This window comes from Streptomyces sp. NPDC127595 (assembly GCF_042671685.1).
Classification (GTDB): domain Bacteria; phylum Actinomycetota; class Actinomycetes; order Streptomycetales; family Streptomycetaceae; genus Streptomyces.
The window spans coordinates 350,023-362,985 of the sequence record NZ_JBHXWK010000005.1 but is presented as its reverse complement, the minus strand read 5'-3'; the positions used below and the strand labels follow the sequence as shown (position 1 = coordinate 362,985).

Here is a 12,963-nt window from a genome sequence, read left to right as displayed (position 1 = left end):
GTGGCCACCCCCAGACGATGTGTCCACATCCCAGGCGGCGTACCCGCATCACATAAGCATCGCTACATCCAACCATGCAGAAATCGGTGCTGGTGCTACACGGTACGGAACCCCGATGCTCGACTCATGCGACCCACCCACATTTCCCTCGCCGTCCTCGTCGCCGCCGTCTGGGGCGTGAACTTCACGGTCATCGAGGTCGGCCTCGACCACTTCCCGCCTCTCCTCCTCTCTGCCGTGCGCTTCCTGGTGGCCGCCCTGCCCGCGGTCTTCTTCGTGGGACGCCCGAAGGTGGCGTGGAAGTGGATCGTGGCGGTGGGCCTGGTCCTGGGGGTCGCGAAGTTCGGGCTTCTCTTCATCGGCATGGACGCGGGAATGCCGGCGGGCCTGTCCTCCCTCGTACTCCAGATCCAGGCGGTGTTCACGGCCCTGATCGCCATCGCGTTCCTCGGCGAACGCCTCACCGGCATACGGTTGTTGGGCATGGTGGTGGCCCTGTGCGGGGTGGGCCTGGCCGCCGTGGACGAGGGCGCGGCCGGACCCGTCGGCGCCTTCGCCCTGGTCATCGCGGCCGCGGCCTGCTGGGGCGTGTCCAACGTCCTCACCCGCAAGGCCTCCCCGCCGGACTCACTGAACTTCATGGTGTGGGTGAGCACGGTCCCCGTACTGCCGCTGCTCGGCCTCTCCCTCCTCACCGAGGGTCCGTCCCGCGACCTCGCCGCGCTGCGCGACCTGGACTGGCAGGGTGCCGGCGTAGTGGTCTACGTCGCCTGGATCTCGACGGTCTTCGGCTTCGGCGCGTGGGGCTGGCTGCTGCACCGCCACCCCGCCTCCACAGTGGCGCCGTTCTCCCTCCTGGTCCCGGTCTTCGGGATGTCGTCGGCAGCGCTCTTCCTGGGTGAGTCGATCAGCCCCTTGCGGTGGGTGGCGGCGGCGCTGCTGGTGGGCGGAGTGGGGCTGACCTCGATGGTGAGACAGGCCGGGGCGCGTGGGGTGGAGCCGCCGGCGACGGGGGCTTCCCCTTCTCGTGCGCGAGTCGATGTGTCGCCATGACCACCAGCACGCTCATGGGGCGAGGGGCGCGCGCAGGCTCGGCGTGACGCCGAAGTGGGAGCGGATCCGCCGGGTCATCGGTCTCCCGTCGTGCCCGTCCGGGACAGGAGACATGAAGATCCGCGGGGTTTCCCGCTCCCACTTGCTCGTGCTTGTCCTCGAGTTACTTCAGCCGGAACGGCGCCGACATCGCCGTCAGCATGCTGTGTTCGGCGTCGTCGTCGGACAGTTCCCACATGAAGGTGCCCAACAGGCCGCTCTGCTTGGCATATCGGGCCCTGATGCCGATCGACGTCGGATCCTCGTAGCTCACGAACTTCCGTTCGGCGGCGTTGTACAGCCACGGGGACTGCGCCTGCGGACTCCAGTACCGCTGCCAGGCCGGGTCGTCGAGCAGCGGCTCGATCGAGTGCCAGCCGCTGACCCAGAACGTGGACTCGTAGGGCTGGTACAGACCGTGGTTCTCGCCCTCCTCGTTCACCACGAAGCCGCGGCCGTAGAACGGGGTGCCGAGCACGAGACGGTTGGCGGGGACGCCGTGCAGGCGGTAGTAGGCCACCGCGCCGGTCACGTTGTTCCAGGTCTTGTCCGGCTGCGCCGTCGGGTCGGCGGACACCGGCCGCATCGGGGCGTTGAAGGTGGACACGGGTGAGAAGCCGGTGCCCATGTCGTAGGTCATGAGGTTGATGAAGTCCAGGATCTTGGCCAGCTTGCCGAGTTCGAAGCTCTTCGCCGGGTCGTAGGCCCCGTCGGTCTGCAGTCGTCCGGTGGGAAGCGCGGCTGTCACTTCGTACCGCTTGCCGTCCTCCTGGCCCCGCTTGTCGATCTGGGTGCGGAACTCCTGCGTCAGCAGGGTCATGTTCCTGCGGTCCTCGGGCCGGTCGGTGATCTCCGTCGGGCCGCCGTAGACCGGGAACTCCCAGTCGAGGTCGACCCCGTCGAAGCTGCCCCGGTAGGTGGAGAAGAACAGGTCCAGGCAGGAACTCACGAACGTCTGCCGGGAAGCGGCGGTGAGCGCGGCGTCGGAGAACCCGGCCGCGCCCCAGCCGCCGATGGAGATCAGCGTGCGGAGCTGGGGGTGTTCACGCTTCAGCTCCGCCAGCTCCGCGAAATCCTGTGCGGCGGACGGTTGAATCGTGCACTTTCCTTGGTCGATCGTGGAGAATGCGTAGAATAGATGGGTTATTTGGTCGGCGGGAATCTGCGATACGGGATACGACTCGCTGTTCCATCCCGCGTAGTACGCGCCGATTACCGGACGTTGCTTTGCGGGGGCTGTGGCGGGTGCTGTGACAGGTGCTGTGGCGGGTGCTGTTGCGGCGGCTGTATCGACCCCCACCAGGCACGCAGCCGACGCCAGGCATGTCAGCAATAAGGCCCGCATACGGCGGAATCGCAACATTCATTACCTCCGGGAAGAGTTGATGACTGATAGCGATCACGGTATCGGGCCGAGCGGATGGGCAGGCCTTTTCGCCGGGAAGGGCTGACAAACGGGAAGCGTACGAGTGTGCCTGCCGCATTGAGTTCGCCTCCCGATTCAGGTATTCGCGTGCCTGTCGGTGAGGAAATAGGCCATTCCGGCCTCGGAGGCCAGGACGGCTCAGCTCAGTGAGCTTCTTCGATGTGGCCACCGATCGGGTGACGGTCCGTGAAGCGAAACGAGCGAGGCCACCGGGCTGTTGATCGAGATGTCTGACGTCTCAATTACGCTGATTCAGCGTCTTACGAACTCCCCAACCGGAACGGGCCACTTCACCCGTTCCGGTTGGGGAGTTCTCGTTTGCCAGGCGGCTGATTTCGCCCCGACGGCGCTAACATCGTCCGCGGCTCCGGTGTCTTTGAGCGGTGACACCCCTCGGCCGGCCCAGGCCTGCTCCTACGTACGTGTTCCGCACCCAGAACCGACGACGCAAGGGGAATCGCTTTTATGTCCGTCACAGCAGCACGCCGCACCATGTCACCGCGTCGCTCCGCCGCCCGCACGGCGGCCGTGGCGGCCCTGTCCGCCGCCGCGTTCCTCGGCGGCGGTTTCACGGCCCAAGCCGCCGCACCCGCCCGCACGACGGGCGCGGCCGTGGAGCTCGCGCCGGCCGGTGCGCTCGCCACCCAGTGCTACTACAGGGTCAACGCCAACGGCGGTCTGGTGATCCGCAGCGGTCCCGGCACCGGCTACCAGCCCGTCGGGTCCTATCCCAACGGCTCCACGATCCTCGCGTCGGCGTCCACCACCAACGGCTTCCGCAACGTGGGCACCAACCGCTGGGTCTCCTCGGCGTACACCGTCCGCATCACCAGCTATCCCTGCGAGTGACAGGGACCCGCGCCGAGGAAACCGTTCCCCAGCCCTTCAACGGGCCGCCGGCCGCCGGAAATCCCTCCGGCGGCCGGCGGCCCGTCCGCTGCCGCCCACCGCTCACGCAGCTTGACAAACAGCATTAGGAATCAGTGAGGGATGCCGTCGATGAGTTCGCGGGCGCCCTGGCGCAGCAGGGCGACGGCGACGGAGGTCCCCAGGGTCGCGGGGTCGAGGCGGCCCGCCCACTCGTGGGCGTTGAGCACGGTCTTGCCGTCCGGGGTGAACACGCAGGCACGCAGGGACAGTTCGCCGCCGCGCTCGGACTTCGCGTAGCCGGCGATCGGTGAGTTGCAGTGGCCCTGGAGGACGTGCAGGAACATGCGCTCGGCGGTCGCCTCACGGTGCGTGGCCGGATCGCCGAGGCCGCTGACGGCGTCGATCACGGCGGTGTCGCCCTCGCGGCACTGCAGGGCCAGGATGCCCGCGCCGATCGGTGGCATCAGTGTCTCCGGCGACAGGATCTCGGTGATCACGTCCGCTCGCCCGATGCGCTCCAGGCCGGACACCGCGAGCAGCAGCGCGTCCGCGTCACCGGCCGCCAGCTTCTCCAGACGCCGGTTGGCGTTCCCCCGGAACGGCACGCAGTCCAGGTGCGGATGAGAGGCGGCGAGCTGCGCGACGCGGCGCACGGAGGAGGTGCCGATCCGGGTGCCCGGCGGCAGTTCGTCGAGGGTGAGCCCGCCGGGGTGGATCAGCGCGTCACGGATGTCGTCCCGCGCGAGGAACGCGGCGAACATCGTCCCGGCCGGCAGCGGCCGGTCCGCCGGGATGTCCTTGACGCAGTGCACCGCGAGATCCGCCTCGCCCGCCAGCAGCGCGGCGTCGACCTCCTTGGTGAACGCCCCCTTGCCCTCGACCTGCGCCAGATCCCCCATCCACTTGTCCCCGGTCGTCTTCACAGGGACCACCTCGGTACGGATACCGGGGTGCAGCACGGCCAACTCGGCGCGAACACGCTCCACTTGGGCCAGCGCCATCGGCGAGTCACGGGAGACGACACGGAGGATTTCCGGAGCGGACATGCCGTTCACGATAGCGGCCCGCCGGGGGGACCGACGCCCGCGTAGGGTCGTACGCCATGATCCTCTGGCTGAACGGCACCTTCGGCGCGGGCAAGACCACCACCGCGAAGGAACTCGTCTCCCGCATACCGGAGTCCAGGCTCTTCGACCCCGAACAGGTGGGCTACATGCTCTGGCACGTCCTGGGGAAGCCCCGGGACTTCCAGGACTTCCCGCCCTGGCGCGGGCTGGTGGTCGAGACGGCACGCCAGGTCCTGGACCACACGGGCGGAACGCTCGTCGTCCCGCAGACGGTCCTCGACGAGCGGTACTGGCAGGAGATCCGCGCGGGCCTCGCCAAGGCGGGCATCCCGGTACGCCACTACCTCCTTCACACCGACCACGACACTCTCGTCCACCGCATCGAGACCGACACGGACCCCGACAGCATCGGCGCCCGCCAGTGGCGCCTCGACCACCTCGCCGACTACCGACGCGCCCTGCCCTGGCTCAGCGAGGAGGCGGAGACGGTCGACACGACCGGGATTCCGCCTTCGCGGGTCGCGGAACTCGTCATCGCCGGGCGGGGGAACGAGTGAGCTGGTGCCGCTGAGTCCGGGTGCCGGGAATCTCGTTCGACGGGTTCCGGCGCGTACGGAAGACTTCGCCGGGCTTCCATCCAGGGGCTGTCGGCGGAGTTGCGAAGGGGTGTCGGGCGTTGGGGTTCACGCTGGTGGGGCCGGTTCTCGAAGGTGCGCTGGTGCGACTGGAGCCGCTTGACCGACGTCATGCGGCCGACCTCGCGGTGGCGGCGGAGGAGGACCGCGGCTCGTACGCGTTCACGTGGGTGCCGAGCGCCGACGAGGTGGGCGCGTACATCGACGCCCAGCTCGACCGCGCCGCGACGGGGAAGCTCGCGCCGTACGCGCAGGTCGACCGGGCCTCCGGGCGGGCCGTCGGCGCGACCTCCTTCTGGGAGCCGCGGAGCTGGCGCACGGACGATCAACTCGACGCCGTCGAGGTCGGGTTCACCTGGCTCGCGTCCTCCGCACAGGGGACCGGGCTGAACACCGAGGCCAAGTTCCTCCTCTTCCGCCACGCCTTCGAGGAGTGGGGCGTGGCGCGCGTCGACCTCAAGACGGACGCGCGCAACGGCCGTTCCCGTGCGGCCATCGAGCGAACGGGCGCCCGCTTCGAGGGCGTCCTGCGCAACTGGTCCCGCTCCTGGGCACCGGGCGAGGACGGCCGCCTCCGCGACTCCGCGATCTATTCGATTACGGCGGCGGAGTGGCCGGAGTGCGGGAAGCGGTTGGAGGGGCGGTTGAAGGAACGGCGGGCGGGGATCCCGGGGGCGCGATGAGCCGTTCTTCGACCTGGGCGACGAAACCCTCTGGAATCCGTCCAACGGGGCGGCCCGGCTGTTCCTTCGCCAGGTTGCCGTGTTCGAGGCGGAACTCGGCCTGCCCTCGGGCATCGGCCTCATGGAGAACGACGAGTGCCGGATCGAACCTGCCGCCCTCGAAGTCTTCGCCAACGCCCTGCTGGCGCGACACAGGGAAACGAGTCACGCCAGCAGGTGGGCCCCGCCGTCAACTCACCTGATCCGGAAGCGACTTCGGGCCGAGGGCTCCCCCTCGTGGAGGCCCTGTCCGACGCCTGGGAGGTCCGGGACCGGGAGTACGGCAAGACCTTGTGGGCTCGTGTACTCAGCTGACCAACTCGGCTGCCGTAGCGCGCAATTGGTCCTGTACGGCGGTCAGTACCGGGTCGGACTCCGAGCCTGTTCGTACGGCCATGAAGACGTTGCGGGTGGGCGGGGTGCCGTCGGGTGTGAGGAGGGTGAGGCGGCGGTGGGCGTACAGGGGGTGGACCATGCGGGGGATCAGGGCTACCCCCTGGCCTGCCTCGACGAGTGCGGCGAGTGCGGCCCAGTCGTTGACGGCGTGGCGGATGTCGGGGGTGAAACCGGCCGCCGCGCAGACCGTGCGGGTGACCGCGCCGCAGCAGCTGTCGGCGTCGCCGACGATCCAGGGATCGGTGGCGAGCTCGCGGAGGGCGACCCGGCCGCGGTCCGCGAGGCGGTGGCCGGACGGTACGGCGAGGTCGAGGACGTCGGTCAGCAGGTCGGTGCGGGTGTAGCGGCGGTCGGTGTGCGGGGGTGTGGCCGGGAAGTCCACGGCGACGGCGATGTCGACCTGGCCCGCGTCGAGGGCGGTGAACAGGTCGGGCGGCTGGGACTCGACGACGTCGATACGGACGTGGGGCAGGCGCTCGGCCAGGGCGGCGAGCGCGCCGGGGAGGAGGCCGAGGATGCCGCTGGAGAGGGCGCCGACGGTGACGGACGCGCGTCCGCCGCCCTGCCCGTAGGCGGCCAAGTCGGCCCGCGCCCGCTCCAGTTGGGCGGCGATGAGATCGGCGTGCGCGAGCAGTACCCGGGCCTGACCGGTCAGCCGTACGCCCCGGCCGTCGCGCTCGGTCAGCGGGACGCCCGCCTCGCGGGCGAGGGCGGCGATCTGCTGGGAGACCGCCGACGGAGTGAGATGCAGGGCTTCCGCGGCCCGGGCGAGGCTGCCGCGCCGCTGGAGTTCGCGCAGGACCGTCAGCCGGCGGAGGTCCATGGTGAAGGTCTCGCTTACCTGTTCCACTCCGAAAGATTAACTGGACCGTCGTACGGGTGATCGGAAACCATCAGCCCATGACCTCCCGGAGCTACCTCATCCTGCACGGCTGGCAGAACCACCGGCCGCCCGGCCACTGGCAGCACTGGCTGGCCGACCGGCTCACCGACCTGGGGCATCTCGTCGACTACCCCCAACTGCCCGACCCCGACGACCCGGAACTGGACGTGTGGCTGGCGGAGTTGTCCCGGCACCTCGGCGGTCTGCCGCGCGGCGCCGAACGCGTCGTGATCGCCCACAGCCTGTCCGTTCTGCTGTGGCTGCACGCGGTCGCCCACGGTGTCGCGGGCCTCGACGTCGACCGGGTGCTGCTCGTGGGGCCGCCGTCCGCGTCCACACTCCTGAGCTTCCCGGAGGTCGCGGCGTTCGCCCCGCCCGCCTTCCCGCTCACCCTGCCGGGCCCGACCCGCCTGGTCGCGGGCAACGACGATCCGTACTGCACGGAGGGCGCCCTCGCCGCCTACGGGGACCCCCTGGGCATCCCCACCGAGATCATCCCGGGTGCGGGGCACTTGGATTTGGAGGCGGGGTACGGGTCCTGGCCGGCCGTGCTGGACTGGTGCCTCGACGGCTCCGTGAAGTTCACGGCCCGTCCGGCATAGGGCCGCGTCCGCAGGCAGCCTATTGCGGTCGCATCAGGTCGAGATCCTCACCCCAAGCGTCCAGCACGGGGCCGTGTCCCGCGCGCCTGGCCGCTGCTTCGACACGGGCGAAGAGGCGTCGCTGCAAGGGAACGTCGCCCGTTCTTGAGACACGGTCCGCGGCGTCGAGCAGCAGGCCGGTGTCCCAGTCGGGCAACGGGTAGCGGGCGAGTTCCCACTCCAGGTACTTGTTGTAGGGGCGCGGGCGGCGGTCGAGGGCGAAGAGCAGCTCCAGCAGGTAGCCGATGCTGTCGGCGGCATCGAGGCGGGCCGCGAGTGCGTGTCCGTCCCGCTCGTTCTTGACCGAGCGGTAGAGGGAGTTGGCGTAGGCGTCGAGCTGCTCGGCGGCGTACCGGAATCCCTCGTCGGTGCCGAGGCGCGCCTTGGCGTCCAGGATCCGGGCGATGACTCCGTCCAGCCGGTCGAACACGACCCGGGCGCGGGCCAGGGCGTAGCGCTCGAAGCCGGGCATTCCGGCCGCGCGGAACTCGGCGAGAGAGACGATGACGAGGTCGAGTTCGGGAGTGCGGTGGCCCGTGAACCGGGTGAGATCCGTTGTCGCGCCATCGGCGAGGACGACGTACAGGTCGTGGTCGGAATGCTCGGTGGTCATGCCCTCGTGGGCACGGGAGCCCTTGAGGACCAGGCCCACGACGGCAGAGTCGGCAGCGGCTCGTTCGACGAACGCGTCGTAGGTGAGGCGCGGCTGAGCGGTCACTGGGTGAGAGGGAAGCGGGCTCACGGGTGGATTCACCGGGCGGAGGCTATCCCGTCGCCCCACTGGCGACCAGTCGATTTCGCCGTCGGCCCGGGGCTAAGCCGACTCGTTCAGCAGTCGTGCCAGGTGCTCCCGGCCCGGGCCCAGCAGGGCCGGGAACGGCGCGGCCTCCTCGTACCACCGCTTCTCGTACTCCCAGCACAGCCAGCCGTCCCAGCCCTCGCGGGAGAGCAGTTCCACGCACTCGGTGAGGGGGAGCACCCCCGCTCCGAGGGGGAGTGGGGTGGTGTTCTCGGCGGACGCGATGTCCTTGACCTGGACGTAGCCGAGGTGGGGGGCCAGTGCCGCGTAGGTCGACGGCGGCTGCTCGCCGCCGAGCCAGGTGTGCATGACGTCCCACAGCGAGCCCACCTGCCGGTGGCCGACCGGGCCGAGGATACGGATCGCGGCCGCGCCGGTGCGGTGCGAGTCGTGGGTCTCCAGCAGGATCCGTACGCCCACCTCGGCGGCGTACTCGGCTGCCGTGCCCAGGCGTCGGGCGGCCGTCGCGTCCGCCGCCTCGGGGCTCTGGTCGGGCCCCGCGCCCGGGAAGACACGGATGAAGGGCGCGCCCAAGTCCCTTGCCAGGTCGAGGAGTTCATGGATCTCTGCGAGTACGGCGGTGTCGTCGCCCGGCGCGGCGACGCGCGCGTATCCCGCCAGGCCGAGGATCTCGATGCCGGACGCCTTGAACTCCGCGGCGACGTCCGCCCGTTCGGCCGGACCGATACCGGGGTGCACGGGCTCCTCCGGATGCGCGCGCAGTTCGACGCCGTGGTAGCCGTGCGTGACGGCCAGGCGTACGACGTCGGAGACGGGGAGTGCGGGGACGCCGAGGGTCGAGAAGGCCAGCTTCATGAGGGCGACTTTACTCGTCACTCAGCGTTGCCGTGCAGGTCCAGGCGCCAGTCCTGGCCGACCAGATCCGCGCCGAAGGAGCGGTGCGGTTTCTCGGAGACGAGGACGAAACCGTGGCGCTGGTAGAGGCGGCGGGCGGCGGCGAGGACGTCGTTGGTCCACAGGACGAGGTGGTGGTAGCCGACGCCGCGTGCGAAGTCCTCGACCGCCGTGACGAGTTGGTCGCCTACGCCGAGGCCGCGTGCGTCCGGTTCCACGAGGAGCAGGCGCAGGCGGGCCGTCGCGGGCGCGTCGTCCCGTACACACATCACGCAGCCCACCGGCCGGCCGTCGAGCTCGGCGATCCACACCCGCTCCAGGTGCGGATCGTGGTCCTCGGCGAAGTCGGCGACGATCCTCGCCACCAGGCCCTCGTAGTCGGTGTTCCACCCGTACTCCGCCGCGTACAGCGCGGCGTTGCGCTGCACGATCCAGCCGAGGTCGCCGGGTCCCGGCTCGCGCAGTGCCACGTCCTCGCGGCGGGGAGCCCGGTCCCTTCCGGCGCCCAGGAGTGTCCGTACCGTGCGCATCGCCTCCGCCAGCCGGGGCCGGTCGGCCGGGGGCACCGTGGCGAGCAGCGAACCGACCGTCTCGCGCGCCCGCTCGTCCAGCAGGCCGGCCGCCTCCCGGCCTCGCGCGGTGAGCGTGACGCGACGGCGCCGCGGGTCCTTCTCGGACGGCGCTCGGTCGACCAGTCCGTCCTGCTCGAACTTGTTGAGGATGCGGCTCAAGTACCCCGCGTCCAGGGAGAGTTCGGTGCGGAGGTCGGCGACGTCCGTACGAGGGGAGTGGGCGAGTTCGTACAGGACCCGGGACTCCGTGAGCGTGTACGGGGCGTAGAGGTGGCGGCCGTAGTCGAGGGCGCCGATGACGTTCGTGTAGAAGCGGTTGAAGGAGCGGATGTCCTGGACGGTCATGATCGGTCCCGGGGTGTCGGCTCTGGATGCTTGACTCAGTCAGAGATGCCCTTTGAGCGTAAGGGTGGGCCCGGCCGTCGTCCACAGGCTCGCTCTGTCCTGTCACCCTCGCGACTCCGGCAGACGCGCGTGTCACGCCACCCGGCCGGGGGGCGTGTCACGCCACCCGGCCGGGGGTGGGTCGGGGCCGCGCCGGTACATCCGCCCGCATCCGGACGGATCGACTGTCGGGATGGAAGGTGGCGTCGGGATGGGATCCGTCCGGATGCGGGCATTTGATGTACCGACACGGCCCCTTCCGTGCTTCGGCGGCTGCGGGTGCGTGGGGGGCTTGTGTTGTATCGAGCCATGCCGATAGCCGTACTCGGCTGCGGGTTCTTTCTGCTGCTTCGGGCCTGGCCGATGAGGCGCGTGGTTCGGTGAGATCGGTCGGTCTTCGGGTCACTCCGTAGGATCGACGGTCATGGTTGATCCTTTTCCTCCGACCCATCCCTACGACAGCGGATTCCTCGACGCCGGAGACGGCAACCGCATCTACTACGAACAGTGTGGAAATCCTCAGGGCAAGCCTGCGCTGAACGTCCACGGCGGGCCGGGATCCGGCGCGCCCCGGCGGCCCACGACGGCCTGGGATCCCGAGCGCTACCGCGTCATCCGCTTCGACCAGCGCAACTGTGGCCGCAGCACCCCGCACGCCGGCGACCCCGCGGTGGACATGAGCCTGAACACCACCCAGCACCTGATCGACGACATGGAACGTCTTCGCGAGCTCCTCGGCATCGAGAAGTGGCTGCTGAACGGCGGCTCCTGGGGGTCGACGCTCATCCTGGCCTATGCGCAGCAGCACCCCGAGCGTGTCAGCGAAATCGTCATCCCGGCCGTCACTACGACCAGCCGCACCGAGCTCGACTGGCTCTACCGGGGTGCCGGGCGGTTCTACCCCGAAGCGTGGGACCGGTTCCGCGACGCCGTCCCCGAAGAGGAGCGGGACGGTGACCTGCTGGCGGCCTACGCGCGGCTGATGGAAAACCCCGACCGAGCGATTCGGGAGAAGGCCGCTGCCGACTGGCTCGCCTGGGAGGACGCGGTCATCTCGAACGAGCCCAACGGCGTGCCCGGCATGTACAGCAATCGCGAAGTCGACGCGCAGATCGCTCTCGTGCGCATCTGTTCCCACTTCTTCAGCAATGGCGCGTGGCTGGACGAGGACCAACTGCTGCGCAACGTCCACAAGTTGAATGGAATCCCGGCAGTGCTCATCCATGGCCGACACGACATGGGCAGCCCGGTGCAGACGGCGTGGGAACTCGCCAAGGCATGGCCGGGCGCGAGGCTCCAGATCATCGAGGACTCCGGACACGCCGGAAGCGACGCGATGCAGGAGGCGGCCCGGACGGCCATCGAGGAGTTCAAGAACCGGTGATTCTCGGGGCACGGGAGGGCTTGGAACCGCTCCATGTGCGCTACGCCCGCGGGGTGCCCGTCGACCCCCGCACAATCAACTCCCCACGCACTGTGGCGATCCCGCCGGGTGGCGGGTCCTCGCGGCCCATGGCGATTCGGCCGGCGCGTGCCCCCGCCTCGGAGAGGGGCAGTCGTACCGTCGTCAGGGCCGGTACCGCGTCGATGCTGAACGGGAGGTCGTCGAAGCCCGCTACGGATACGTCGTCCGGAATGCGTAGGCCCGAGTCCCGTAGAGCGGCGCACGCGCCGAGTGCCACGGTGTCGTTCGCGGCGACCACCGCGGTCAACGACGGGTCGTGGCGCAGGAGTTCGAGGGTCGCCTCGTAGCCGGAGCGGCGGTCGTAGCGGCCGTGCACGGTGCGCGCCGGGTCGTCCTTGATTCCGTGTGCGGCCAGTGCGTCCCGGTGGCCTTCGAGTCGGTGCCGGGTCGTCGTCCGCTCCTCGGGGCCGGCGATGTAGCCGAGCCTTCGGTGCCCGAGGCCGATCAGATGCTCGGTCAGTTCCTGGCCGCCGCCACGGTTGTCGAAGGTGAGGGCGATCGCCTCGGCGGCCTCGGGCGAGGGCGGGCGCCCGCAGAGCACGACCTTGGTCCCGGCCTCCGCAAGCCTGCGCAGCTTCGCTGCGACCGCGGTGGCGTGCGCGGCGTCCTCGATCGCGCCGCCGGTGAGGACGACAGCGGCGGCGCGTTGGCGCTGAAGGAGCGTGAGGTACGTCAGTTCGCGCTCCGGGGAGCCGCCCGTGTTGCAGACGACCCCCAGCCGCTCCCCGCCCGCCCGGCCCCCGGGGCCGCCGATCTCCGACTGGATCGCGGCCGCCATGATTCCGAAGAAGGGGTCGGCGATGTCGTTGACGAGGATTCCGACGAGGTCGGACGTCGCCGCGGCCAGCGAACTCGCGGGGCCGTTCAGTACGTAGTCCAGCTCGTTCACCGCGCGCAGCACCCGCTCGCGCGTGGCCTCCGCGACGGGATAGTTCCCGTTCAGCACCCGGGACACGGTCGCGGGCGAGACCTGCGCCCGTGCCGCCACGTCCGCCAGGGTCACGGTCATCTCGTCGTCCTCCGGTCACGCAACTCGTTGTCGTCTTCGGGGCCCCCATATCCGGGTACATCCGACCCTGACGACACCCCCCGCGTCCAGCCGTCCGGCCGATCGAACATCCCGTCCCCCTGTGGTCTTGTCCAATGGACTCGACAG

Annotated in this window: 13 protein-coding genes and 1 pseudogene; 7 read left to right on the top strand and 7 right to left on the bottom strand. The window is 69.9% G+C overall.

Going from position 1 to position 12,963, the window contains the following annotated elements; genetic code table 11:
• The first annotated feature begins 126 nt into the window (after positions 1 to 126).
• Positions 127 to 1,053, top strand: coding sequence for an EamA family transporter (locus ACFVKT_RS18595; RefSeq protein WP_385732703.1), 927 nt, complete (start codon positions 127 to 129; stop codon positions 1,051 to 1,053).
• Between the two features lie 163 nt (positions 1,054 to 1,216).
• Here ACFVKT_RS18595 and ACFVKT_RS18590 read toward each other — a convergent pair whose 3' ends face one another.
• Positions 1,217 to 2,392, bottom strand: a complete 1,176-nt coding sequence (locus ACFVKT_RS18590) for a glycoside hydrolase family 18 protein (RefSeq protein WP_385732701.1) — start codon at positions 2,390 to 2,392, stop codon at positions 1,217 to 1,219.
• A 591-nt stretch (positions 2,393 to 2,983) separates the two neighbouring features.
• Here ACFVKT_RS18590 and ACFVKT_RS18585 point away from each other — a divergent pair.
• Positions 2,984 to 3,367 (top strand): SH3 domain-containing protein, encoded by a 384-nt coding sequence (locus tag ACFVKT_RS18585; protein WP_385732699.1) that lies wholly within the window; start codon positions 2,984 to 2,986, stop codon positions 3,365 to 3,367.
• Positions 3,368 to 3,498: 131 nt separating this feature from the next.
• On the opposite strand, the gene hemC is transcribed toward ACFVKT_RS18585, so the two are convergent.
• Positions 3,499 to 4,434, bottom strand: coding sequence for a hydroxymethylbilane synthase (gene hemC / locus ACFVKT_RS18580; RefSeq protein ID WP_385732697.1), 936 nt, complete (start codon positions 4,432 to 4,434; stop codon positions 3,499 to 3,501).
• A 56-nt stretch (positions 4,435 to 4,490) separates the two neighbouring features.
• Here hemC and ACFVKT_RS18575 point away from each other — a divergent pair, with 56 nt between their 5' ends.
• From ACFVKT_RS18575 to ACFVKT_RS18565, 3 genes and pseudogenes are all read left to right on the top strand, one after another.
• The gene (locus ACFVKT_RS18575) at positions 4,491 to 5,012 is read left to right on the top strand and encodes an AAA family ATPase (protein ID WP_385732695.1); all 522 of its coding nucleotides are present in this window, start codon (positions 4,491 to 4,493) and stop codon (positions 5,010 to 5,012) included.
• Positions 5,013 to 5,131: 119 nt separating this feature from the next.
• Entirely contained in the window at positions 5,132 to 5,773 is a 642-nt protein-coding gene (locus tag ACFVKT_RS18570) for a GNAT family N-acetyltransferase (RefSeq protein WP_385732693.1), read from the top strand.
• Between the two features lie 13 nt (positions 5,774 to 5,786).
• A pseudogene (locus tag ACFVKT_RS18565) lies at positions 5,787 to 5,981 on the top strand (DUF6086 family protein); the annotation flags it as partial.
• 138 nt (positions 5,982 to 6,119) lie between these two features.
• Here ACFVKT_RS18565 and ACFVKT_RS18560 read toward each other — a convergent pair.
• On the bottom strand, positions 6,120 to 7,058 hold the full coding sequence (locus ACFVKT_RS18560) for a LysR family transcriptional regulator (RefSeq protein WP_385732691.1): 939 nt from the start codon (positions 7,056 to 7,058) through the stop codon (positions 6,120 to 6,122).
• A 50-nt stretch (positions 7,059 to 7,108) separates the two neighbouring features.
• Between ACFVKT_RS18560 and ACFVKT_RS18555 the strand changes: the two genes are divergently transcribed.
• Positions 7,109 to 7,693: an RBBP9/YdeN family alpha/beta hydrolase gene (locus ACFVKT_RS18555; RefSeq protein WP_385732689.1), complete on the top strand. Its 585-nt coding sequence runs from the start codon at positions 7,109 to 7,111 to the stop codon at positions 7,691 to 7,693.
• Between the two features lie 19 nt (positions 7,694 to 7,712).
• Here the strand turns inward: ACFVKT_RS18555 and ACFVKT_RS18550 are convergent, their stop codons facing one another.
• From ACFVKT_RS18550 to ACFVKT_RS18540, 3 genes are all read right to left on the bottom strand, one after another.
• Entirely contained in the window at positions 7,713 to 8,450 is a 738-nt protein-coding gene (locus ACFVKT_RS18550) for a hypothetical protein (RefSeq protein WP_385732686.1), read from the bottom strand.
• A gap of 96 nt (positions 8,451 to 8,546) precedes the next feature.
• Positions 8,547 to 9,347 (bottom strand): sugar phosphate isomerase/epimerase family protein, encoded by an 801-nt coding sequence (locus tag ACFVKT_RS18545; protein WP_385732684.1) that lies wholly within the window; start codon positions 9,345 to 9,347, stop codon positions 8,547 to 8,549.
• Between the two features lie 17 nt (positions 9,348 to 9,364).
• Complete coding sequence (locus ACFVKT_RS18540; RefSeq protein WP_385732682.1) at positions 9,365 to 10,303, bottom strand: GNAT family N-acetyltransferase; 939 nt, start codon at positions 10,301 to 10,303, stop codon at positions 9,365 to 9,367.
• A 463-nt stretch (positions 10,304 to 10,766) separates the two neighbouring features.
• Here ACFVKT_RS18540 and pip point away from each other — a divergent pair, with 463 nt between their 5' ends.
• On the top strand, positions 10,767 to 11,726 hold the full coding sequence (gene pip, locus ACFVKT_RS18535) for a prolyl aminopeptidase (protein WP_385732680.1): 960 nt from the start codon (positions 10,767 to 10,769) through the stop codon (positions 11,724 to 11,726).
• A gap of 40 nt (positions 11,727 to 11,766) precedes the next feature.
• Here the strand turns inward: pip and ACFVKT_RS18530 are convergent, their stop codons facing one another.
• Positions 11,767 to 12,816, bottom strand: coding sequence for a LacI family DNA-binding transcriptional regulator (locus ACFVKT_RS18530; RefSeq protein WP_385732677.1), 1,050 nt, complete (start codon positions 12,814 to 12,816; stop codon positions 11,767 to 11,769).
• Positions 12,817 to 12,963: the final 147 nt, after the last annotated feature.